The 24,542-nt window shown below is 58.0% G+C and carries 17 protein-coding genes; 6 read left to right on the top strand and 11 right to left on the bottom strand.

Annotated features, from left to right (window positions below; genetic code table 11):
* Positions 1 to 43 precede the first annotated feature (43 nt).
* From frr to rpsB, 4 genes are all read right to left on the bottom strand, one after another.
* Positions 44 to 601: a ribosome recycling factor gene (gene frr / locus GKN89_RS18060; RefSeq protein ID WP_025160240.1), complete on the bottom strand. Its 558-nt coding sequence runs from the start codon at positions 599 to 601 to the stop codon at positions 44 to 46.
* A gap of 119 nt (positions 602 to 720) precedes the next feature.
* Positions 721 to 1,446 carry a UMP kinase gene (pyrH, locus tag GKN89_RS18055; protein ID WP_004931940.1) on the bottom strand — a complete coding sequence of 242 codons (726 nt, stop codon included), beginning with the start codon at positions 1,444 to 1,446 and terminating at the stop codon, positions 721 to 723.
* Positions 1,447 to 1,594: 148 nt separating this feature from the next.
* Positions 1,595 to 2,446 (bottom strand): translation elongation factor Ts, encoded by an 852-nt coding sequence (gene tsf, locus GKN89_RS18050; protein ID WP_004931939.1) that lies wholly within the window; start codon positions 2,444 to 2,446, stop codon positions 1,595 to 1,597.
* A gap of 129 nt (positions 2,447 to 2,575) precedes the next feature.
* Positions 2,576 to 3,301, bottom strand: coding sequence for a 30S ribosomal protein S2 (gene rpsB / locus GKN89_RS18045; protein ID WP_004931937.1), 726 nt, complete (start codon positions 3,299 to 3,301; stop codon positions 2,576 to 2,578).
* Between the two features lie 345 nt (positions 3,302 to 3,646).
* On the opposite strand from rpsB, the gene map reads away from it, so the two are divergent.
* The 4 genes from map (at position 3,647) to GKN89_RS18025 (ending at position 8,555) form a co-directional block, all read left to right on the top strand.
* Positions 3,647 to 4,441, top strand: a complete 795-nt coding sequence (gene map / locus GKN89_RS18040) for a type I methionyl aminopeptidase (RefSeq protein WP_004931936.1) — start codon at positions 3,647 to 3,649, stop codon at positions 4,439 to 4,441.
* Between the two features lie 73 nt (positions 4,442 to 4,514).
* Positions 4,515 to 7,169, top strand: a complete 2,655-nt coding sequence (glnD, locus tag GKN89_RS18035; protein ID WP_154747487.1) for a bifunctional uridylyltransferase/uridylyl-removing protein GlnD — start codon at positions 4,515 to 4,517, stop codon at positions 7,167 to 7,169.
* A gap of 42 nt (positions 7,170 to 7,211) precedes the next feature.
* Positions 7,212 to 8,036 carry a 2,3,4,5-tetrahydropyridine-2,6-dicarboxylate N-succinyltransferase gene (gene dapD, locus GKN89_RS18030; protein ID WP_004931932.1) on the top strand — a complete coding sequence of 275 codons (825 nt, stop codon included), beginning with the start codon at positions 7,212 to 7,214 and terminating at the stop codon, positions 8,034 to 8,036.
* Positions 8,037 to 8,165: 129 nt separating this feature from the next.
* Entirely contained in the window at positions 8,166 to 8,555 is a 390-nt protein-coding gene (locus GKN89_RS18025; RefSeq protein WP_004931929.1) for a DUF3461 family protein, read from the top strand.
* Between the two features lie 57 nt (positions 8,556 to 8,612).
* On the opposite strand, the gene GKN89_RS18020 is transcribed toward GKN89_RS18025, so the two are convergent.
* From GKN89_RS18020 to GKN89_RS18005, 4 genes are all read right to left on the bottom strand, one after another.
* Complete coding sequence (locus GKN89_RS18020; RefSeq protein ID WP_016929894.1) at positions 8,613 to 9,065, bottom strand: flavodoxin; 453 nt, start codon at positions 9,063 to 9,065, stop codon at positions 8,613 to 8,615.
* Positions 9,066 to 9,098: 33 nt separating this feature from the next.
* Positions 9,099 to 9,869, bottom strand: coding sequence for a tRNA pseudouridine(65) synthase TruC (truC, locus tag GKN89_RS18015; protein WP_019455750.1), 771 nt, complete (start codon positions 9,867 to 9,869; stop codon positions 9,099 to 9,101).
* A gap of 297 nt (positions 9,870 to 10,166) precedes the next feature.
* Positions 10,167 to 11,702 carry a carboxylesterase/lipase family protein gene (locus tag GKN89_RS18010; protein ID WP_230329009.1) on the bottom strand — a complete coding sequence of 512 codons (1,536 nt, stop codon included), beginning with the start codon at positions 11,700 to 11,702 and terminating at the stop codon, positions 10,167 to 10,169.
* Between the two features lie 164 nt (positions 11,703 to 11,866).
* Positions 11,867 to 12,940 carry a nitrilase-related carbon-nitrogen hydrolase gene (locus GKN89_RS18005; RefSeq protein WP_154747485.1) on the bottom strand — a complete coding sequence of 358 codons (1,074 nt, stop codon included), beginning with the start codon at positions 12,938 to 12,940 and terminating at the stop codon, positions 11,867 to 11,869.
* A 146-nt stretch (positions 12,941 to 13,086) separates the two neighbouring features.
* On the opposite strand from GKN89_RS18005, the gene GKN89_RS18000 reads away from it, so the two are divergent.
* A complete protein-coding gene (locus tag GKN89_RS18000; protein WP_019455746.1) occupies positions 13,087 to 13,536 on the top strand; it encodes a MarR family winged helix-turn-helix transcriptional regulator in 450 nt (149 codons plus the stop codon).
* Positions 13,537 to 13,738: 202 nt separating this feature from the next.
* On the opposite strand, the gene pbpC is transcribed toward GKN89_RS18000, so the two are convergent.
* The 3 genes from pbpC to GKN89_RS17985 form a co-directional block, all read right to left on the bottom strand.
* Positions 13,739 to 16,087, bottom strand: a complete 2,349-nt coding sequence (gene pbpC / locus GKN89_RS17995; RefSeq protein WP_154747484.1) for a penicillin-binding protein 1C — start codon at positions 16,085 to 16,087, stop codon at positions 13,739 to 13,741.
* A gap of 49 nt (positions 16,088 to 16,136) precedes the next feature.
* Positions 16,137 to 22,112: an alpha-2-macroglobulin gene (locus tag GKN89_RS17990; protein WP_154747483.1), complete on the bottom strand. Its 5,976-nt coding sequence runs from the start codon at positions 22,110 to 22,112 to the stop codon at positions 16,137 to 16,139.
* 146 nt (positions 22,113 to 22,258) lie between these two features.
* Positions 22,259 to 22,585: a YqcC family protein gene (locus tag GKN89_RS17985; RefSeq protein WP_025160237.1), complete on the bottom strand. Its 327-nt coding sequence runs from the start codon at positions 22,583 to 22,585 to the stop codon at positions 22,259 to 22,261.
* Positions 22,586 to 22,763: 178 nt separating this feature from the next.
* On the opposite strand from GKN89_RS17985, the gene GKN89_RS17980 reads away from it, so the two are divergent.
* Complete coding sequence (locus GKN89_RS17980) at positions 22,764 to 24,002, top strand: MFS transporter (RefSeq protein ID WP_025160236.1); 1,239 nt, start codon at positions 22,764 to 22,766, stop codon at positions 24,000 to 24,002.
* Positions 24,003 to 24,542 lie beyond the last annotated feature (540 nt).

The raw sequence follows: 24,542 nt of genomic DNA, 5'->3' as shown, positions 1-24,542 counted from the left end.
CAAAGCGCCGCCCAGGCGACGCTTTTTTTCTGCGCGATGCTGATTAGAATTCCATCAGCTCTTTTTCTTTCTCCGCCAGCGCGGCGTCGACCAGCTTGATGTAAGCGTCGGTCATTTTCTGAATTTCGTCTTGCGAACGACGCTCTTCGTCTTCGCTGATCTCTTTGTCTTTCAGCAGCGCCTTGACCTTGTCGTTGGCGTCGCGGCGCACGTTGCGCACCGCCACACGGCCCTGCTCGGCTTCGCCGCGCACGATCTTGATCAGATCCTTACGACGCTCTTCGGTCAGCGGAGGCAGCGGAACGCGAATGTCGGAACCGGCGGAAGACGGGTTGAGGCCCAGATCGGAACTCATGATCGCTTTTTCAACCGCCTGGCTCAGGCTGCGATCGAACACGTTGATTTTCAGCGTGCGGGAGTCTTCCACGGTCACGTTGGCCAGCTGACGCAGCGGGGTGGCGGCGCCGTAGTATTCCACCATGATGCCGTCCAGAATACTTGGAGAAGCGCGGCCGGTGCGGATCTTGCTGATTTGGTTTTTGAATGCTTCTACGCTTTTTTCCATGCGTGAATCAGCATCTTTTCTGATTTCATTAGTCACGTTGCAAACCCTTGGAAGCTGGTTACTTGGCAGGCGATACTCAAGTATAGCCCGTAATCGTACTCGGAGAGCGCGCGGCGCCTGGCGTCACGCGCTCCGAAAAAGGGGTGTGAACAGCCTTATTTGCTGATCAGCGTACCTTCGTTCTCACCCATCACCACGCGGCGCAGCGCGCCAGGCTTGTTCATGTTGAACACGCGGATCGGCAGACCGTGATCGCGGGCCAGCGTAAACGCCGCCAGATCCATCACTTTCAGCTCGCGCTCCAGCACGTCCTGATAGGTTAATTGTTCATACAGCGTCGCATCCGGGTTCTTCACCGGATCGGCGGAGTATACGCCATCCACTTTGGTGGCTTTCAGCACCACGTCCGCTTCGATCTCGATGCCGCGCAGGCAAGCGGCGGAGTCGGTGGTGAAGAACGGGTTGCCGGTACCGGCGGAGAAGATCACCACGCGGTTGTTGCGCAGCAGGCTGATAGCCTCTGCCCAGCTGTAATTATCACATACGCCGTTCAGCGGGATCGCTGACATCAGGCGGGCGTTCACATAGGCACGGTGCAGTGCATCACGCATAGCCAGGCCGTTCATCACGGTAGCCAGCATTCCCATGTGGTCGCCCACTACGCGGTTCATGCCGGCCTGCGCCAGGCCCGCGCCGCGGAACAAGTTCCCGCCGCCAATAACTACACCTACCTGAATTCCCAGTTCGACCAGCTCTTTCACTTCCTGAGCCATGCGATCCAAAACGCTGGCGTCGATACCAAAACCTTCTGCACCTTGCAGGGCTTCGCCACTCAGTTTAAGCAGAATACGCTGATATACGGGTTTTGCATTGGTTGCCATGGTGTTCTGTCCTAAGAAGCAGTATTAGTATTGGGGATTTCAGCCGATGAAACGCGCCTGGGGTGAATATCACGCCGCAGGGCCTACCACCGGTGTAATTCTGGCTGGATAGTATGGAACCGCCAGACGGCGGTTCCATCGACAGTCATTAAGACTGTTTGCTCATCGCGGCAACTTCAGCAGCGAAGTCGGTTTCGACTTTCTCGATGCCTTCGCCCACTTCGAAGCGAATGAAGTTGGTCACGTCAGCGTTGTGCTCTTTCAGCACCTGAGCAACAGACTTGCTCGGATCCATAACGAAAGGCTGACCGGTCAGAGAAACTTCGCCGGTGAATTTCTTCATGCGGCCTTCAACCATTTTCTCTGCGATTTCTTTCGGCTTGCCGGACTGCATGGCGATGTCCAGCTGAACCTGGTACTCTTTTTCTACCACTTCAGCAGACACGTCTTCTGGCTTCACGAACTCTGGCTTGCTCGCCGCAACGTGCATTGCGATTTGCTTAACCAGCTCTTCGTCAGCGCCTTTAGCCGCAACCAGAACGCCGATACGCGCGCCGTGCAGGTAGCTGCCCAGCACTTCGCCTTCCAGGGAAGCAACGCGACGAATGTTGATGTTTTCGCCGATTTTTGCCACCAGCGCTACGCGCTCTTCTTCGAACTGTGCTTTCAGCACGTCAACGTCAGTGATTTTGCCAGCCATAGCGGCATCCAGCACTTTGTCGGCGAACGCCTGGAAACCGGCGTCTTTTGCTACGAAGTCAGTCTGGCAGTTAACTTCCAGAATGATGCCGTAGTTGCCTTCGATCTTGGTTTTGATCACGCCGTCAGCAGCCACGTTGCCTGCTTTTTTAGCGGCTTTGATCGCACCGGACTTACGCATGTTTTCGATTGCCAGCTCGATGTCGCCGTTGGATTCAACCAGCGCCTTCTTGCAATCCATCATGCCAGCGCCGGTACGCTCGCGCAGTTCTTTTACCAGGGCAGCGGTAATATCAGCCATTTATTTTTCCTCGGTTATCTCGCGTGGAGACAGTTCTCATTCAGATAAGCAAAGGGGGCCTTTACAGGCCCCCCTAACCAACATATGTCAATACCTGGTTAATAAGGGCTCAGTGACGAGCTTGCCTTATTATTCAGCTTCTACGAAGCCTTCTTCCGCCTGAACGGCCAGATCTTGAGAACGACCTTCACGCACAGCGGCAGCAACGGCAGTCAGGTACAGGTTTACTGCACGGATTGCATCGTCGTTACCAGGGATGATGAAGTCAACGCCGTCTGGGTTAGAGTTGGTATCAACGATAGAGAATACCGGGATACCCAGGTTGTTGGCTTCTTTGATCGCGATGTGTTCGTGATCGGCATCGATAACGAACAGTGCGTCTGGCAGGCCGCCCATGTCTTTGATACCGCCCAGGGAGTTTTCCAGCTTGGCCAGTTCACGAGTGCGCATCAGCGCTTCTTTCTTGGTCAGCTTGTCCAGGGTGCCGTCTTGAGACTGGATTTCCAGATCTTTCAAACGTTTGATGGACTGACGAACGGTTTTCCAGTTAGTCAGCATGCCGCCCAACCAGCGGTGGTTCACGAAGAACTGGTCACAGCTGTTAGCAGCGTCTTTTACCGCTTCGCTTGCTGCGCGCTTGGTACCAACGAACAGGATCTTGCCTTTACGGGAAGAGATCTTGGTCAGTTCAGCCAGAGCGGCGTTGAACATTGGTACGGTCTGCTCCAGGTTGATGATGTGAACCTTGTTACGAGCGCCGAAGATGAAAGGCTTCATTTTCGGGTTCCAGTAACGGGTCTGGTGACCGAAGTGAACACCAGCCTTGAGCATGTCGCGCATGGAAACAGTTGCCATGATTAAACCTCTATAGATTAATTGGGGTTATGCCTCCACGTATCCCATAACGCCGACCCTGGCGGCGACAAGTCACCTCAGGGCACCCCGGCGGATGTGCCGATACGTGTGTGTTATTTACACAAAATGAGTGCAGTTAAAGTATTTTCGGCCAATTCCTGCCTGGTCACAAGAACCAAGACACGGATCGCCGGCGCGCTTTATACCATAAACCCGCTGCCGACACCAACTTTTGTTGCTTTGCGCCGCGCGCCGGGAAATGAAATTTGGCAGCCCCCGGCCGGGCTGATACCATAAGTCACTGCTTCTTATTGTCGACGATAACGACACCTGCGGACGAATTTCATGGCAATCTCAATTAAAACACCTGATGACATCCAAAAAATGCGCGTGGCAGGCCGCCTGGCCGCCGAAGTGCTGGAGATCATCGAGCCGCACGTCAAACCTGGCGTGACCACCGGCGAACTGGACCGTATCTGTCACGAGTACATCACCAACGAACAGCAGGCCATTTCCGCCTGCCTCGGCTACCACGGCTTCCCGAAATCCGTGTGCATCTCGGTGAACGAAGTGGTGTGCCACGGCATCCCGAGCGACGACAAAACGCTGAAAGACGGCGACATCGTCAACATCGACGTGACCGTAATTAAAGACGGTTTCCACGGCGACACCTCGAAGATGTTCATCGTCGGCAAACCGACCATTCTGGGCGAGCGTCTGTGCCGCGTCACGCAAGAGAGCCTGTACCTGGCGCTGAAGATGGTCAAGCCGGGCATCCGCCTGCGCACCCTGGGCAAGGCTATCCAGCAATTCGTCGAAGCCGAGAAATTCTCGGTGGTGCGCGAGTACTGCGGCCACGGCATCGGTGAAGTGTTCCACGAAGAGCCGCAGGTGCTGCACTATGACGCCGACGACGGCGGCGTGGTGCTGCAGGCGGGCATGGCCTTCACCATCGAACCGATGGTCAACGCCGGCGATTACCGCATCCGCACCATGAAAGACGGTTGGACGGTAAAAACCAAAGATCGCAGCTTGTCGGCGCAGTATGAGCATACTATTGTGGTCACTGATAACGGCTGCGAGATAATGACGTTGCGCAAGGATGACACCATCCCCAACATCATTACGCACGAGATGTAAGCACCGCGGCGCACGCCGCGTGCAGAATATCACCAGGCCGGCTTATGCCGGCCTTTTTTATGGGCTGCGCACTATGTCTGACAATCTCCTTCAAACGGCCGCGCCGATGCCGCCCGCCTCTCCCAGCGTCTACGGCGACGACGATCTCACCTGCCTGGTGCTGAAACAGCGGCTGGAGCAGTTCCAGCTGTGGCTGGCGGCGGCGTTCGACGCCGGCTCCAGCGCCGAAAGCCTGGTGGCGGCGCGCAGCGACTTCATCGATCGCCTGCTGCGCCGGCTGTGGACGTTTTACGGCTTCGAAGATATCCCGGAAACCGCGCTGGTGGCGGTCGGCGGCTATGGCCGCGGCGAGCTGCATCCGCTGTCGGATATCGACGTGCTGGTGCTCAGCCAGCGCCGACTGACGGAGCAACAGTCGCAACGGGTCGGCGAGTTCATCACCCTGCTGTGGGATCTCAAGCTGGAAGTGGGCCACAGCGTGCGCACCCTGGAAGAGTGCCTGTTGGAGGGGCTGGCGGATCTGACCGTGGCCACCAATCTGATCGAATCGCGCATGATCTGCGGCGACGTCGCGCTGTTCCTGCAGATGCAAAAGCATATCTTCAGCGACGGCTTCTGGCCTTCGCCGCAGTTTTTCCACGCCAAAATCAACGAACAGCAAGAACGCCACCAGCGCTACCACGGCACCAGCTATAACCTGGAGCCGGATATCAAAAGCAGCCCCGGCGGCCTGCGCGATATCCACACGCTGCTGTGGGTGGCGCGTCGTCACTTCGGCGCCACCTCGCTGGACGAAATGGTCGGCTTCGGTTTCCTCACCCAGGCCGAGCGCAACGAGCTGAACGAGTGCCAAAGCTTCCTGTGGCGCATCCGTTTCGCGCTGCACCTGGTGCTGCCGCGTTACGACAACCGTCTGCTGTTCGATCGTCAGCTCAGCGTAGCGCAGCTGCTGCGCTACGAAGGTGAAGGCAACGAGCCGGTCGAGCGCATGATGAAAGACTTCTACCGCATGACGCGCCGCGTCAGCGAGTTGAACCACATGCTGCTACAGCTGTTCGACGAAGCCATCCTGGCGCTGGACGCCACCGAAAAGCCGCGCCCGCTGAACGACGATTTCCAGCTGCGCGGCGATCTGATCGACCTGCGCGACGAAACGCTGTTTATCCGTGAGCCGCAAGCCATCATGCGCATGTTCTACCTGATGGTACGCAACCGCGAGATCAAGGGCATTTATTCCACCACCGTGCGCCAGCTGCGCCACGCGCGCCGCCACCTGAAACAGCCGCTGTGCACCATCCCGGAAGCGCGCGATCTGTTTATGGCCATCCTGCGCCACCCCGGCGCGGTGTCGCGCGCGCTGGTGCCGATGCACCGTCACAGCGTGCTGTGGGCCTATATGCCGCAGTGGGGCAAGATCGTCGGGCAGATGCAGTTCGATCTGTTCCACGCCTATACCGTCGACGAACACACCATCCGCGTGCTGCAGAAGCTGGAGAGCTTCGCCGATCCGCAAACCCGGCCGCGCCATCCGCTGTGCGTGGAGCTGTACCCGCGCCTGCCGCACCCGGAACTGCTGCTGCTGGCGGCCTTGTTCCACGATATCGCCAAAGGGCGCGGCGGCGATCACTCGATCCTCGGCGCGGAAGACGTGGTGGAGTTCGCCGAACTGCACGGCCTCAACTCGCGCGAAACTCAACTGGTGGCCTGGCTGGTGCGCTGCCACCTGCTGATGTCGGTCACCGCGCAGCGCCGCGATATCCAGGATCCGACGGTGATCCAGCAGTTCAGCAGCGAAGTGCAGAGCGAAACCCGCCTGCGCTATCTGGTGTGTCTGACGGTGGCGGATATCTGCGCCACCAACGAAACCCTGTGGAACAGCTGGAAACAGAGCCTGTTGCGCGAGCTGTATTTCGCCACCGAAAAACAGCTGCGCCGCGGCATGCAAAACAGCCCGGATCTGCGCGAACGCGTGCGCCACCATCGCCTGCAGGCGCTGGCGCTGCTGCGCATGGACAACATCGACGAAGAGGCGCTGCACCGTATCTGGAGCCGCTGCCGCGCCGACTATTTCCTGCGTCACTCGCCGAATCAGCTGGCCTGGCACGCCCGCCATCTTCTGGCCCACGACTCCACCCAGCCGCTGGTGCTAGTCAGCCGCCAGGCGACGCGCGGCGGCACCGAGATCTTCATCTGGAGCCCGGATCGCCCTTACCTGTTCGCCGCCGTCGCCGGAGAGATGGATCGCCGTAACCTGAGCGTGCACGACGCGCAGATCTTCACCAACCGCGACGGCATGGCGATGGACACCTTTATCGTGCTGGAGCCGGACGGCAGCCCGCTGGCGCAAGATCGCCACGCGGCGATCCGCCAGGCGCTGCTGCAGGCCATCACCCAGCGGGAGTACCAGCCGCCGCGCGTGCGCCGGCCATCTTCCAAGCTGCGCCACTTCAGCGTGCCGACCGAAGTCACCTTCCTGCCGACCCACACCGATCGCCGCAGCTACCTGGAGCTGACCGCGCTCGACCAACCCGGCCTGTTGGCGCGGGTGGGCGAAGTGTTCGCCGATCTGGGGCTGTCGCTGCACGGCGCGCGCATTTCAACCATCGGCGAGCGGGTCGAGGATTTGTTTATCCTGGCCGACGGCGAGCGGCGCGCACTCGACCAAGAAACGCGCAGAAAGTTGGAGCAACGGTTGACAGAGGCCCTCACCCCAAACGATAAAATGTGATACAAGTAACTTTTTACCGACAACATCAGGAAAGAGAACAGCATGCAGCAATTACAGAACGTTATTGAAAGCGCCTTCGAACGCCGTGCGGACATCACCCCGGCGAACGTAGACACCGTAACGCGCGAAGCGGTAAACCAGGTGATCGGCCTGCTGGACAGCGGCGCCCTGCGCGTCGCCGAGAAGATCGACGGTCAATGGGTCACCCATCAGTGGCTGAAGAAAGCCGTGCTGCTCTCTTTCCGCATCAACGACAACAAGGTGATGGACGGCGCGGAAACCCGTTACTACGACAAGGTGCCGATGAAGTTCGCCGACTACGACGAAGCGCGCTTCCAGAAGGAAGGTTTCCGCGTCGTGCCGCCAGCCACCGTGCGCCAGGGCGCGTTCATCGCACGCAACACCGTGCTGATGCCGTCTTACGTTAACATCGGCGCCTACGTCGACGAAGGCACCATGGTCGACACCTGGGCAACCGTCGGTTCTTGCGCGCAGATCGGCAAAAACGTCCACCTGTCCGGCGGCGTCGGCATCGGTGGCGTGCTGGAGCCGCTGCAGGCCAACCCGACCATCATCGAAGACAACTGCTTCATCGGCGCGCGCTCCGAAGTGGTGGAAGGCGTGATCGTGGAAGAAGGCTCGGTGATCTCGATGGGCGTGTATCTCGGCCAGAGCACCCGCATCTATGACCGCGAGACCGGCGAAATCCATTACGGCCGCGTGCCGGCGGGTTCGGTGGTGGTTTCCGGCAACCTGCCGTCGAAAGACGGTTCTTACAGCCTGTACTGCGCGGTGATCGTCAAGAAAGTCGACGCCAAAACGCGCGGTAAAGTCGGCATTAATGAGTTATTGCGCACTATCGACTAAATTGAAATAGCGGGTGATTCACCCGCTATTTTTTTGTCTGCGTTTCGCTGGCAGTCACAGTCGCAGATCTCGCTTTCCGCCATAATCGCAGTCGTGGAATATAACGATCACATCTAAAGAGGGCGCAGTATGTACGATAACTTGAAGAGTTTGGGCATCAATCAACCGGAAGACGTCGATCGCTATAGCCTGCGTCAAGAGGCCAACAACGACATCCTCAAGATCTATTTCCGCAAGGATAAGGGCGAGTTCTTCGCCAAGAGCGTGAAATTCAAGTACCCGCGCCAGCGTAAAACCGTGGTGGCGGACAACGCCGGTCAGGGCTACAAGGAAATTCACGAGATCAACCCGAACCTGCGTTATGTGATCGACGAGCTGGATCAGCTGTGCCAGCGCGATCAGGTGGAAGTGGATCTGAAGCGTAAAATCCTCGACGACCTGCGCCATCTCGAAGGCGTGGTGTCGCACAAGATTGCCGAGATCGAAGCCGATCTGGAAAAACTCACCCGCGGCAAATAATGCGGATCGGTTGACCCGCATCATCGCCAAGGCGCCCTTTTGCGGCGCCTTTTTACTTTACGATTGCAGCAGCGTGCCCCACTGCTCGACCCACGGGCAGGCGGCCACTTCCGGCTCCGGCTGTTCCATCGCATCGATCTCCAGCACTTCGCCAACGCGGGTGGCGCCCTGCTCCTGCAGCAGCGCGTCGAACGCGCGCCCGGCGCCGCAGAAGTTGTCATAGCTGCTGTCTCCGAGGGCGATCAGCCCATAGCGCAGCTCCGGCTGATAGCCAACCTGATCGCGGATAGCGTGGAACAGCGGCGCGATGCTGTCCGGCAGATCGCCCTGCCCGGTGGTGGAGGTGATCACCAGCGCGTAGTGCTGACGATAATACTGCCAGGCCTCCAGCGTGCCCTCTTCGAACAGTTTGACCTCATGGCCCTGCTCGCTGAGGATGTTTTGCGCTTCTTCCGCCACCAGCAGCGAATTGCCGTAGACCGTTCCCACGAAGATACCAACCTGAGCCATGGCTCCTACTCCCTTCATTACCTTTAAAAATTGTCAGCTATCCTGACCGTTAGCCGCGCTAAACTCAACCCCGCCGAGTTCAGGGAATAGCCCCGCCCAGCCGAACTGCGTCATCACCCCCTGCCAGTCTTCGTCCCAGCGCGCCGTCACCTGCAGCGGTTCGCCGGTCACCGGGTGCGTCAACTGCAGGTGGCTGGCGTGCAGCATCAGGCGCGGGCAGCCGAAATGTTGCGCCATACCGCGGTTCTGCCGCAGATCGCCATGCTTGCTGTCGCCGATGATCGGATGGCGCAGGTGCGCCATATGGCGCCGCAGTTGGTGCTTGCGGCCGGTTTCCGGCTGCAGCTCCACCAGGCTGTAACGCGCGCTGTCGTAGCGGCCGACGGCCACCGGCATCTCCACCTGCGCCAACGGCCGGTAGTGCGTCACCGCCGGCTGCGGCCCCTTATCGGCATCGGCATGTTTATCGGCGATTTTGTCCAGTTCCGCCGTCAGCGGATAATCGAGGGTCGCCCCCTCCTGCACGTAACCTCGCACCACCGCATGGTAGGTTTTCTGCACCTGATGTTGTTCGAACTGCTGCGACAGCAGGCGCGCCACCTCGCTGGACAGCGCCATCAGCAGCACCCCGGAGGTCGGGCGATCGAGACGGTGCACGGTAAAAACGTGCTGCCCGAGCTGATCGCGCACCGTCTGCATCATAAAGCGGGTTTCATGACGATCCAGCCAACTGCGGTGCACCAACCAACCCGACGGCTTGTTCACCGCCACCAGATGCTCATCCTGATATAAAACCTCAATCACATCGCTTTCCTCGCGTTAAAATTAATGGCTGCAGTAAAGTCAATGTGGCCTGAAGCTAGTGAAACCGCAGTGAAATCAACCTGATAGTGGTGCCATGCATTTACTACCGAGGTATCATAATTGACCTCATGCCGGATAACCACTCTATTCCACCCAGCCATTTAGCGGGTTTGCGCATTGAACATCGGTGCCGGAGGCATGAATAAAACAATGTCGAAAAGGGAAGTTCCCGACAGTGGGAACCTCCCGTTATAACGCCAACGCTCGGCGAGGCGCTGCATCTAATGCCGCATGAAATTACTGAGGGCAGACGTATTTTTTCGATAAATTGTTTATATCAAAAATCCCTTTATCGGAAAACTCAATGGCCATCATATGTTCGGTATTAAACTCGGTCCATTTTTCTCTCACCGGTGCTCCCTGATTAGGATCGCCGTTCTTAATAAAGTTACTTAAATAAGAAACAATATTATCTGATAGGCGTTGCTGTTCTTTGGTTAAGGCCTGCTTCACGCCGGTGGCGCCATGAAATCCGTCAAAGAAATAGATTAGCTCACTGGTGTGCGCCGCCAGATAAGGCCTCGACATCTTTGGTATGTATTGAGGCGCGGTCTTATCGTTAAACACGTAGGCATATAGCCTGTTTTTCTTGGCCATCTCGGCGTTGAACTGAAGGGATGGACAAATAAATTTATACTTTGTCAGATCGTCGCTCAGTTTTGCCGTAAAATCGGTGTTATCATCCGTTTCCTCTACGGAGGAGAATGATTTTCCGTATAAGGTCATCATCGACGCTGTATAGATTTGCTTGTCGATTTTCTTGCCGGCATCGTTTTCTATCACGCCAGCAAAGAAAGTCCCTTCATTATTCTGAAAACCATTGATAATATCAACCTTATTGACTTTTCCTTTCGCGATCGCCTCATTAAACGTATACGGAATGATATCGCCATCAATAGTAAATTGATCGTTATACAAATTGGATATTGCCGTTGTCGCTAGTTTGGCGACGGGCGTTTTCTTTAAGCAAGCCAGCTGCCCGTCCGGCGTGCCATCATCGCAGCCCACCGCTTTTGCCACCTCCAGACCGACCGCGTTGGCCTGCGCGATATTTTTTTGGTCCAGGTTATAAGAACCGCTTGAGATTATCGCTTTCTTAAATAACCCTGAGGACAGAGGGGAAACGATGTTTGCAAGCACGCTATGCCCTCCCGCTGATTCACCGAACAACGTGACATTGTCAGGATCCCCGCCAAAGCTGGCTATGTTGCGTTGAACCCATGACAAGGCTTTTTGTTGATCCAAAAGGCCATAGTTGATTTTCTTACTCTCATGGTTAAGCGCTGGGTGCGAGAAAAAACCAAAAACGCCCAATCTATAGTTTATTGTTACGACTACGATATCTTTCTTGATAAAATTAGACACGTCGTACTCATCACCCGACCCGGTTCTTAAGCCACCGCCGGGTATCCAAACCAAAACCGGCCGCTTTTTACCCTCATTGTCTTTTGGCGCGTAAACATTCAGGTAGAGGCAATCTTCCGACTGGCTTATTTTACTGAATCCGGCCAGGCTAACCGTCGTCGCACAGCTGTTGCCAAACTTACCGGCAAAATACACGCCCTCCATGACGCTTTTATTTTCCGGCGCTTGCCAGCGTTTTTCACCCACCGGCGGCTCCGCATAGGGAATGCCTTTGAATTGTAAATAACCCTCTTGCTCCAGGCCTTGGTACTTCCCGCTCGGGCTATTGACTATTTCGGTAAGCTTATACTCTATACCGGCATAGGAGGATACGGATAAAAAAAACAATGACAAAGGAATGAGTTTCATATAATAACCTTGACACATAGACATTGGGTTATTCCCAGAGGAATTATGGCGCAGCATGTTCAACGCGGAGCATTCACCCCTCGCGCTACGATTTTTAAAATTCAATTGAAAATTTTGCTATTACGCGTCATCTACCCGAGAGATAAATGTCGCTGGATATAAAACTATTTATCATAGACACTAAGACGATAGATATCGCGCTCAATCATCATCTCTATTTGTTTGCTCAGAACGTTTTCCTTGTATTCCTTATGATTTCCTTGCGCATGGTTAAGGTAAATATTTTTGGGATACACTGGCTTTTCATAAATCAATTGCGCGCATTCGGTTCTGATATCTTTTAACCAATTGGTTACTGATGAATGCGTTCGATGATAACGCTGCGCCTCGATATCAATGACGGCATGCACGTAGCTTGAACCGTTGGTATCTTTTTGTTTACCAATAATCTTGCCTTTGTAATCAACGATCAATGAACTCCCACCACCGCAATCTATTGGGGCCAAAGAGTGGGGAAAGGTGTACACAGGGGCGATGTTCGGCGCGACGATATACAGGTTGTTTTCCAGTGCGCGAGCCCTGTTGGAGATTTCGAACATATCATTTTCGGTAAATGGCGTGGGCAGTGAAGCGCGATACACGACCTCTGCCCCATTCATCGCCAAACCGCGCCCATTTTCCGGGAAGTTCCCCTCCATCGCCATCATCACGCCCAGACGGCCAATTTCGGTATCGACAACAGGCCAGAAAGATTGCAGCGTGCGGCCATATTTCTCGACCCATTTGTCAAATAAGTCATGCGGTGATGCGGAACGCTCGCTCGGCAGCAACGCTGACATTTTATGGTGTCTGAGTATAATGTCGCCCTGAGGATTGATAACAAAGCCGACGTTGAACATGATGTCCGGCCAATCAGGCTCCCTGACTTTGGCCTGCGCCATAATGAAGAGATTATGACGTTGCGCCAATTGGCCGAGTCTTTCGGTCTCAGGCCCTGGAATATCAATAGCCCCATCTTTTAAAAACTCAACCATCGGCATATCCAATACTTCATCGGTGAATCCCTGAAGTGCGCCCTCAGGTAAAACCAGCAGGCGAACCGGGATATCCAATGCGCAAAGTGACAAGGCGCCGTTGGTCAATTCTTCGATATGGTCCAGATTCTTCGAAATATCCGCTCTTTTCTGAATGCCCCATGCGGTAGGGCTTAGTCCAATGACGCCATAAGGTTCTATCATAATCAACCACCTATGCATTATTGAGAAACTGCGAATGTTGCAGAACAAGGCCTATCCAGTATTGAAAAGCAGAGCGATTCACATAATCATACGAGATAGCTCACTTGCCATGTTATCAGCACACTGATAACTCACAAGGATTGAAAATGAAAAAGAACGTAAAAAACAGTAATGATATGTTTGATTGCGAAGCGGGAATTCTCGGCTACCTGCTGCGTAAAGCATCCGGCGCTTATAAACAAAAAATGGAAAAGGAATTAAGCCAATATCAAATAACCGCACCTCAATTCGTTATCATGAGCATTATTTCTAATTTTGAAGGGTGCTCTAATGCCGATTTAGCCCGATTGGCACTACTGACCCCTCAGACCGTCAGCTTAATACTCGTCAGATTGGAAAAACTCGAGCTCATCGAGCGTCTGCCGCACCCTCGTTATAAACGCGTTCAAATCATTAAGCTTTCCACACATGGCGAAACGCTTTTTGCATCCTGTGACAAGGTAATCAACAAGTTAGAGTCAACTCTGGAAGATGAATTTTCTGCAGACGAGATAAAAGTCATTCGCCGCTGGTTAGGGAAAATAATCAGTGAATAATGCCTAAGCGTTCCCTGTTAAACATTACCGGATTAGGTCGCAGCACGCTGGGTTGTTTTTATTTCCAGTGAAAGGGCGGGAAATATTCTTTCTCGAATCCCGGCATCAAAAAGGTAAAAATACCCACGGCGTGCTTATTCTTATCCATGATCCCCGCTGCCGTTCTCCCCGGTTATACAGGCATAACCGAGGCGCCCCAACCTCAGTTAACCCACTCGATGGTCACCAGCCGCGTATCGGCGCGGCCGCGATCGTCCACCGCCCGGATGCGGTAGCGCCCGTTGTTGATCGGCCGCCAGTCGATCGGCTTTTTGCTGGCGCTGCTGCCGAGATAGATATCGTCGACGAACCAGTACACCGTTTTGCTGTCGGCGTCCGTCACCGCGCTGAAGGCGATTTTATCCCGACCCTGCTGCGACTGACGCAGGGTATAGGTGGTGTTTTTCAGCGGTGAGGTGATGCGCGGCGCGTTGCCGCCGACGGCGATGCCGTTATCCTTGCAGCGATTAACCGGCGGCGTGCGTTTCGGTAGACCGGCCTGGGCGAACACGTTGGCCAGATCGGATGGCCAGAACTCAAAGACTTCGGTGCGGGTCTGCGCCGCATCATACGGCGGGCAAACGACCTCGCCGCTGTGAATATCCAGCACCACCGGCCGGTAAACGCTGTCGACTTTGATCGGCGACTTGCCGGGAATGAACCAGGTCTTGCCTTTTTGCTGGCACCACGGCGTCGGCAGATCGCCGCTGGCGAGGCAGATCTCCACCCGCCGCAGCCGTTTAGGGAACGGATGTTTCGGTTCTCGCAGGCCGGGGTAGCTGGCATTAACGCTGTCGATGATGTTGAAAAACAGCGGCGCGGCCGCTTCGGCGCCGACCAACGCATTGTTGCCACGCCCGTCGAAGTTGCCCTCCCACACCACCAACACGTAAGGGCCGAAAATCCCGACGCTCCAGGCGTCGCGGAACCCCCAGGAGGTGCCGGTCTTCCAATACACCGGCAACGCCGAAGAGCGCTGCGCCAGCGTGTCGCCCGGCCGCCGGTGCTGGCGCAGCATATCCAGCGTGATGAAACTGGCCTCCTCGCTCAACAGCCGCACCGGCGCCGATTCAGCCGCGTTAACCTGCATACGCAGCGGCCGCAGCTCACCGCGGTTCGCCAGCAATGCATACAGCTTCGCCAATTCCTGCGCCGTCACCTCGCCGCCGCCCAGCACCAACGACAGCCCGTAGTGGCTTTCGTTGGCCATATTGGCGACGCCGGTCAGGCGCAAAAACTGATAAAAGGTCGGCTGACGCAGCTGTGAAGCGACATACACCGCCGGAATATTGCGGCTGAAATTCAGCGCGTCGGTGGCGGTCACCGGGCCGAGAAAGCGCCGGTCGAAATTCTCCGGCGCATAGGCCCCGAACGACGAAGGCACGTCTTTCAGAATAGTCATCGGATGCAGCACGCCCTGCTCCATGCCCAGCGCATAGATGAACGGCTTCAGCGTCGATCCCGGCGAGCGTTTGGCGTTGGTGCCGTTCACCTGCCCCTGAATAGGGCGATTGTAGTAGTCCGCCGATCCCACCAACGCACGCACCCCCATATCGCGGCTGTCCACCAGCAGCACTGCGGCGTTCTGAATGCCGCGGCTGCGGTTGCGGGCGATAAAGGCATTGACCTGCCGCTCGACCAGCCGCTGCAACCCGGCGTCCAACGTGGTATCGACGCGGGTATCGCGCTGCACCAGTTGCTGCGTCTGCAGGCGCAGCTGTTCGATAAAGTGCGGCGCGATATAGGGTACTTGCTCAGGCTGGCGCAGCGCCAATGGCAGGCGGAACAGCGTTTGCTGGCTGGCGTCGGTCGGGTAAACCTGCTGCCAGCGCTGGAACAGACGATTGCGCGCCTGAGTCAATGCGGCGCCGAGCACGCCGGTTTTCGGCTCCAGACGGTAGCTGGGCGACTGCGGCAACACCGCCAGCGTCAGCGCCTCCGGCAGGGTCAAATCCTTCGGCGACTTGGCGAAATAGATCAGGCTGGCGGCGCCGATGCTTTCGATGTTGCGGCCGTAGGGAGCGTAATTCAGATAGGCTTCCAGGATATCGCGCTTGGAATAGCTGAGCTCCAGCTGCACCGCACGCAGCACCTGCAGCAGCTTGCCACCCGGCGTGCGGGTATTGAGATGCCAGCGCATACGCGCCAGCTGCATGCTGATGGTCGAACCGCCCTGCATCTTGCCGCCGGCGACATAGCTGCGCCAGAAGCCGCGCATCAGGCTGACGGGGTTAAAACCGGGGTTGTAGTAGAACCAGCGATCTTCGTGCAACAGCAGCCCGCGCACCGCCAACGGCGACACCTGCTCCAGCGGGGTCCACAGCCGGTAGCGATCGTCGTTGGCCAGCGTAATGCGCAGCAGCGCGCCGTGCCTGTCGTAATAGACGGAAGACTGCGGCAGCCCCTGCCACAAAGGCGGATGCGGCCACAGCCGAATCGCGGCCAACAGCAGCGTCAGTAAAAACACCGCCATCAAGCCGTTTTGCAGCACGCGCCCGGTCAGGATCTTCATACGCTCTCAGCATCCCGGCACCAGGCGTTGGCCTGGCGCCGGATACGGCCTAATCGTTGCTCGCCGGCACGACCACCAGCTTGCCGCCGCCTGCCGACATGGCCTGCACTTCACGGTCGTACATGGCTTCACCGTAGGCCGGTGGAACAATAAAGCTGCCGGTATTGGTGGCCTTGATTTGATAAACGAACTCCTGCACTTCGGTGCCGGCGCTACCGTAGATAATCACCCGATCTTCGCGGATATCGCTGTAGTCCGGCGCCCAGGTGGAGCCGGACGCGGCCAGCGGCGACTGCCAGCCGCCGCGATCGTCGCTCTCTTCACCGGCATCGGCCGGCTCGGGCGGCGTCTGCTGCACCACTTCGAACCCGCCCGGCAGCAGATCGACGATCGCCAGGTTGCTCTGCCCCTCTTTCGAGTTGGCGCGCACCTTCAGATGGACGTTGATCTTCTGCCCCAGCGTCACCTGCGTTACCGGCTTGCCCTGTTCGTCGGTGTAATCGCGAACGATCTCAATCCCGCGCGACAGCGCTTTTTGCGGCGCATTCAGGTCGTAACCGGCCTGCGTCACCACATACCAGGCCGGCGCGCTGCCGCCGTTGGTGAAGCGCACCGCGGTGGCATCGGCGTTGAATTGCCCCTGAACGAACAGCCCCTGCAGCTCGCTGATGCGCTGCGGCTCGCCGCCGGCTTTGCCTACCTGCACGATGCCTAATGCATCCGCATTGGCGGACTGCGCCGCCACCTGGGCCGAATAGCTTTCCAGCGCCAGAATGCTCATCGCGGAGGAGTAGGTGGTGTAACGCTCTTCTTTCAGCGCCTTGACCATATTCTCCAGCACCTGCGGTGGGATCGACGCCACCTTCTCCGGGAAGTGGCGGGTAATCAGATACAGCCGCGTCGCATCCTGCACCAGCGGATCGAAATAGTTCTGCGTCCACCAGGCGCTGTCATACGCCTTGCTCAGCTGCTGCCAGCTCGGTTGCAGCAGCGCGGCGGCTTCGTCGTCCATCTTCAACAGGCGATAGGAAGAAGCCAGATACAGCGCGCTCAGATCGGTTTTCCACCCCTCGCCATAGCGTTTTTGCAGCGTATCCTGCACCGCCGCCAGCGAGTTGGTGGTCACTTCGCCCTGCAGCGTCAGCAGGTAAACCGCCCAGCTGCGCAGACGCAGCAGATACAGATCGTCGAATCCGCTGGCCGCCAGCTCGCGCAACGCACCGTTGGCCTCGTCCAGCATGCCGTCCGGCAGGGCATAGCCCGCCGCTTTGGCTTCGAGCAGATACTGCACCACATAAGGCGTGACGAAAGGATCGGCATCCGGCGACGAACGCCAGGCGCCGATCGCCCCGCTGTCGTTCTGGCGGGCGCGCAGCACGCCCAGCAGGTTGCGCAGCTGCTTGCTGACTTCCGTCTGGCTCAGGCTGCTTTTCATCTCCGGATGACGGCTCTGCAGCATCAGCGGAATAGAGCGGCTGACGATCTGCTCGGAACAGTAATACGGATAATCCGCCAGGTATTGCGCCAGCCCGCTGGTCAGCACCAGCGGTGAATGAGATACCGTCGCCCGACGCTGGGCGAAAGCGTCGAACATCTGGCGCAGGCCGTCGACGTTCTGGCTGCCGCCGCTCATGCGCCCCATCACCGACTGGGTGCGGTACGGCGCCGCCGGCCGCACCGAGGTGCTGACGGTGCGGCGGCTGGCCTGGTCACCGTAACGGGCATCGAACACCAGTGGCGCATCGCCCAGCACGGCTTTGGCGCGCAGGCGGAAGGTGATCACGCCTTCGCGTTTTTCCGCCAGCGTCAGGCTTTGCGTCGCGTTGCCCACCACTTCCAGCTGCTGCGGCGGCGTCAACAGAACATTGACGGCCACCGACTGGCCGTTCAGCCCTTCAAGATTGTTGCTGACGCCCACGCTGACGTCGAACTCGTCGCCCGGCGCCACCATCGCCGGCACGTTTGGCGTCATGATGAAGTTGTCGCGCACCGTGGCGGCGGTTTGCGCCTTGCCGATTTTTTCCGGCGTCACCGAAATCGCCATGACGCGGATCTTGCCGTTGAAGTAATCAGGCACCGGATAGACGAACTGCTTCTCGCCGCTGACTTCGGTAATGCCGGACCAATAGGCCACCGGCTTGTCGCGCTTGCGCTTGAACGGGTTGAGATTGAGATCCAGCCCTTCGCCCGCATCGCCGCCCGGCGCCGCGGTCAGCGCCATCAGCTTGCTGAATTCCGGCAGGATCAGATCGAGGATCTGCGAGCTGCTCACGTTCAGTTCGCGTTTGCTGAAGAAGAACTCCAGCGGATCCTTCAGACGGTAACGCGCCACCTGCAGAATGCCCTCATCGACGGCGAACAGCGCCACCTGCTGCGGCGCATCGGTCTTGACCGTCATCGTCAGGTTTTCACCCGGCTTGATGACCTCCGGCGCCGTCACCTCGAGGCCGTTCTGGCGCGCCTTGGTGCTGATCTTGAACGGCATCACGCCATAGCTCAGCGGGCTCATGAAGATCTCGCTGGAGTTGATGTCGCGCACGAACTGCACGTTGATGTAGCCGTTGCCCTCCATGCCTGCCGGCACGCGGATCTTCTGCACCGAACTGGTGGTGTCGGTGTGGAACCACTGCCAGGCGTAAACCTTGTCCTTTTCGATGGTGATAAGCCCGCTGCCGGTATAAGGCGCGTTGATCGCCACCTCAATCTCCTCGCCGGGCTGGTACTCCGCCTGGTTCAGTTTCAGCTTCAGTTCGGCGTTGCGATCCAACGAACGGCTCAGGTTGGCGTTGCCGGCTACGCTGTAGGCGACGCGGTTAAGCGTCTTGCCCTGCGCATCCTCGATCACCAACACGAAGTCGCCCGGCTTATCGGTCGCCAGCCGCAGATCCGCGCCCTGCTCGCTCAGCGCCAGCGGCTGTTCCGACAGCTGCACTTCCTTCATCTTCGACTGGTATTTGTAAACGCCCGAATCCTGCTTGGTCAGTACCGAAATGTATTTTTGCTCTATCAGCACCTGTTTCAGGTTCGGCATGGCGATCTGTTTCAGGGCCGGATCGATGGCGATCACATTCAAATGCCGCTCCGCGTCGCGGTTGATATAGCCCAGATCGCCATCCGCCTTCACACCGATCAGGTAATCGTAAGGCGAAACCAACGTGCGGGCAGTGGCCGCCACGGAACGCCCGCCGCCGGCGACGAACGCCTCCGACAACAGCTGCAGCTGATAAGTGGCGTCGGCGTAGGATTTCAGATCGAGCGGAATATCGGCCGCGCCGTGTTCATCGGTGGTGCGATCTTCCAGCTCGGTTTCGAACCCGTCGCTGTTTTGCCGGTTTTCGTAAAACGCATAATCCGGGAAGCGATCGAAGCTCGGATACATCGGCCGCAGCGTCAGCCTGGTCGTCACGCGGCGATCTTGCGCCGGGGTGCCGAACAGGTTCTGCACATCGATGCTGGCCTTCAGCTCAGACGGCTTGACCCAGCCTTGCTGGCGATTCGGCGTCAACGCCAGTTTCACCTTCAGCTGATCCGGTTCGAACTCCTTCACATTGACCGCGGTGTGGCCGAGCAGCGTGGAGGTGTCGTTGTTTTTGCCGATCAGATACAGATAGACGTTCCACTCGCCGGTAGGCGAATTTTCATCGGTGGTATAGCTCAGCTCGTTAAAACCGCTGGCGCCCAGCGTCAGCGGCACGGTGGACATCAGCTTGTCGCGCGGATCGCGAATTTCGGCGCGCACCGGCACGCCGGCCAGCCCGATTCGCCAGTCGGCGGCGCGGGTGATCAAGCCGATGTTGAAGGTATCTCCCGGCCGATAGACGCCGCGATCGGAGAACAGGTAACTGCTGAGCGTGCGCGGATCGGTCGGCGTTTGTTCACCGGCAACGTCGAAGCGCGAGAAGTCCAGCCCGCGATCGTTATAGCTGCCGGTCGGTAGGAAGGAGACATCCCCCTCTTTCTCCACCAGGAACATCACCGGCTGGCGCTCATTGGTGTACACGTCGAGCGCCGGGAAGCGCACGTGGCCGTCGGCGCCGGTGGTTTGGCTGAGCAGCGTCACGCCGTTTTTAGCCACCACCGACACGGTAGCGCCGCTGACGGGCGCACCGCTTTGAATCGACTGCACGAAGACGTCGCGCGTCTTATCCTGCGAACTCTTGGCGACGATGCCCAAATCGGTCACCACCACAAAGCGCGAATCGCCGACGTCGGGCTGATCTTCTCCGGTGCTCTCCTCCGGTTCCTGCTCCTGCTCGTCGCCCGCCTCTGTCGCCGCCGGTTTCCGGTTCGGTTGCCATTCGGACAGCGTCAACAGGAACACTCCGCGATGGGAGCTGGCGTTGGTGGAGAGATAACGGGAGAGATCGATGCCCTGATAGTTCACTTCCCCCGGCCGCTCGTTGTTAAGCGCGGTCTGGTATTTGAAGTGTTCGGTAAAATATTCGTCGTTGAGCCGGTTGAATTCCGTGGACGAGTACTCCCGGCTTTTGAAGGAGACAATGTGCTGCAGCTGGCTCGGGATCACCCGCTTGATGTCCAGCCGCAGGCCCGCCACGTTGCGCGCCGCCACGCTGATCTGCTTGTCGCCGTTGACCGACAGCAGCGAGCCTTGCGACATGAACTGCAGCGATTTCGGGAACTCCGGCACTTCAACCACCCGGTAAACCTTCTTCGGCATCTTGTAACCGCCGACGGAGACCAGCTTGTTGTCGATTTCCAGCAGCACAAAGCGATGCGCCGGGGCTTCAAAACGGAAGCTGAACTGCGGTTGGTAGGCCTCCTCCGCCTCATTAAGCGTCAGCGGCAATGCTGTCGCCTGCGCCAGCACGTTTTTGCCGACGCTGTCGACCGTCCATTGATAGAAGTCTTCGGCATCATTGGCCGTCTCGGCATCGCTCGGATCGTGCTGCGGCAGCAGCCACGCCTTGGTGGCCTTCGCCAGCTCGGCATCCTTCACCGCATCGCTGAAACCGACCACCAGCGCACGCTGGCCTTTACCGCTGTCGGTGTCCACCACCTGAGCGCTGGCGTCGTTCAGCGCCAGGCTGTACAGCGTCGGTACCTGGACCCAGTTGCTTTTCGCCTCTTCGACCGCGTTGCCGGCCACCGTCGATTTAATGCCCTTGCCGACCGTCAGATGCACCGCACCGCCCTGATCCAGCGCCTGCAACGGCTCGGAATGCACCCAGGCGTTCAGTTTTTTCTCGTCATAGACCAGAGAGAAATTCAGCTTCTTCTCGGAGGTGGTGCCGCCTTCCTTCAGTCCCAGTGAAATCTGTTTTTCAAAGCTGGCGACATCGACCGGCGCATTGAACTGCACATTGAAAATCGCGCTGCGTTTCTGCGCATCCTGCGGATCGCGGTAATATTCGGCCTGCCCCAGACGGTAGTCGAACGCAGGCACGGTGAAGGCATAGCGGGTTTTAGCGAGCTTGGTCTGCGGCGCCAGCAAGGTGGCGGGCTCGAGCGTCACGTCATATTTTGCGCCCATCGGCAGCGGTTTCTTCGGCGTGAACACCAGCGTCGACTCATTGTTCCATGCCCACTGCCCTTCCGCCGCCGGCTTGAGGGTGATGCCGGCGCTCACGGCTTTACCCACTGCGGTTATCGGCGCAACCGAGCCGCTGAAGCTCAGGCTCACGGTTTGCGGCGCCTGCCGGGCGGCGGCGTAATCTATCGGCGCGGGATTAGCCAGCTCGGCGCTGACCTCTTGAACCACCATCGGCGCCGGTTCGATGGGCTGGGGGCGGTTTTGCCACCAGTGCCAACCGTAAAACGCGCCGCCCGCGGCACCTGCCAGCAGCAGCAGAGCCAGACCGATCGCCTTCGGGTGTTTATCCACGCCGCTTTCTAGCCGCAGAAAACCGCGCGGCAACGCAGCCCACCAGGCCGGAGCGCGCCAGCTGAGGTTGCCGACCAGCGGTCTCAGCAGCCGCCCCAACAGCGACAACACGCCCCCCAGCAGGCGGCACACGCCCTTAACCAGGGTAAAAGGTAAACGCAGGATAAACCTTAATAAATCCATTATTGCAGTACCTCATCATCCTAATGCAGCCCCCGGTCAACCGCCGCGGTTCAACCGAGCCGAAAGACGCCGTCGGCTCTCCTGCCCGGCATCCGCGCGAGTACTCTACACTGCCGGGCGGCAAAAATCTGCGCGCCGCCGGCGAATTACGGCTCTTTATTCAACATCAAATCCAGCTGCTGCAGCAGCACCAACAGCGGCAGGCTGCTCGGCTCACGCTCCTTCAACGCCTCTTCAAAATAAGGCGTGATGGCGAAGCGCGTCGGCAATGGCGCTGCGGCGTCCAGCAGCGCATACATGCGCGGCAGAAACACCCACTGCAACCAGGCTTCGGCCGACATGCTGTCAATGCAGAATGGCTCGGTGCTGGAGAAAGCCTCAGGCTCGGGCGGAGCGGCCTGCCACAAAGCCAGATCGCGCATGGATTGTTCAATCGCCTGCAAACTGCGGCGAACCTGATTATGTATACTCATCTGCATTCCCGATCTCTTTTCATCATGGTATCCAGCACGCTGGCTGAAAGGCGGCAAAGCATAGCATTTTTATAGCCCAAATTCGGCGCGCCTGAGGCCGGCCGCCGTTTTTATCTGGTGGCGCTCGCCGCCGCGCGGCACAATAGGCCCACCGAACTCACCACACAGATAAAGATTCATGTCCGTAATAACAGAGAAAAAAAACCACGCGACGCCCGGTAAGGCCATGCTGGCCTCGGTCACCGGTTATGCCATGGACGGGTTTGACCTGCTGATCCTCGGCTTTATGCTGCCGGCCATCAGCATCGAATTAGGATTAACCTCATCGGCCGCCGGTTCGCTGGTCACCTGGACGCTGATCGGCGCGGTGCTGGGCGGCGTGATCTTCGGCCACCTTAGCGATCGCTTTGGCCGCATCCGGGTGCTCACCCTCACCATCCTGATGTTTTCGCTGTTCACTGGCCTGTGCGCCGTGGCGCAGGGATATTGGGATCTGCTGGCCTACCGCACCCTGGCGGGCATCGGACTGGGCGGCGAGTTCGGCATCGGCATGGCGCTGATCGCCGAAGCCTGGCCGGCGGAAAAACGTAACCGCGCCTCGGCTTACGTCGGCATGGGCTGGCAGTTGGGCGTGCTGGCGGCCGCCTTCCTGACGCCGCTGCTGCTGGAACATATCGGCTGGCGCGGCATGTTTTTGGTCGGCCTGCTGCCGGCGCTGGCGTCATTCCTGATCCGCCGTACGCTGGGCGAGCCGGAAGAGTTCGTGCGGCAGAAAGACGCCGGGCAGCCGCTCTCTTTTCTGCAGCGTTTGCGTCTGTTGTTTAAGGATCGCGCCACCAGCAAGGCCAGCATCGGCATCTTCATACTCTGTTCGGTGCAGAACTTCGGCTACTACGGGCTGATGATCTGGATGCCGACTTACCTGGCGAAAAACTTCGGCTTTTCGCTCACCAAGTCCGGTCTGTGGACGGCGGTGACGGTCGTCGGCATGACCTTCGGCATCTGGCTGTTTGGCGTCCTGGCCGACCGCTTCGCCCGCTGGAAGATCTTCGTGCTTTATCAGGTAGGTGCCGTGGTGATGGTGATAGGTTACGCCCAGTTGAGCGATCCGATGCTGATGCTGTTCGCCGGCGCGCTGATGGGCCTGTTCGTCAACGGCATGATCGGCGGCTACGGCGCACTGATTTCCGATACCTATCCGGTACAGGCGCGCGCCACCGCGCAAAACATCCTGTTCAATCTGGGGCGCGGCGTCGGCGGGCTGGGGCCATTGGTGATCGGTGCGCTGGTGACGCAGGTGTCGTTTACCGCCGCCATCAGCCTGCTGGCGGCGATTTACCTGCTGGATATCTACGCCACGCTGTTCCTGCTGCCGAAAAAGCAGAGTGCAGGCGATACGCTGGGTGCAATTGGTTAGCGCTGGCGATAGATTAAGGCGGGGCGCACGCGCGGCGGGATAGAACAAAAAGTTGGGGGCACTGCGTTAACAGTGCCCCCGGTTCGTTTTATAGCTATCCCGCTACACAGCGTGCTCCCTGCTCAATCCTTGAAAACTTTTCCTGCGGCCATCCTGACCAAGTGGTCCTTGCATCATCCTGCAGCATCGTCCTGACGCGGTTCCTCAGCCTTCCTGACCCACCGACAGTCCTGTGCCGGCTCTCAATCTCCGTCCTGGAGGTGTCCCTGGTTTCTATCCTGAAACATCCTGGGCATCTCCTGACGCCATCCTTCGCTCTTGCCTGAGCGCATCCCTTTCTTCTTCCTGAAGCTGCATCATCCTGATGCTTTCCTGCTCCGCCGGTTCCATGCCGGTAACGATAAGATCGCTTAAATTCCCCGGAATCACAAGGGTTTGGGAGACATCTCACACTAAATTAACACTAAGAGTTATCCTAAAGAAATTCTAACCAATTGATCTGGATAACAATAATCTCATTGTTCGAAGCGAGGTGAAAAA

The sequence above is a fragment of the Serratia sp. YC16 genome (assembly GCF_009707615.1).
In the GTDB taxonomy this organism is placed as follows: domain Bacteria; phylum Pseudomonadota; class Gammaproteobacteria; order Enterobacterales; family Enterobacteriaceae; genus Serratia; species Serratia surfactantfaciens.
Note: the sequence above shows the minus strand (reverse complement) of the source record. Positions and strands in the feature narration are given on the sequence as shown.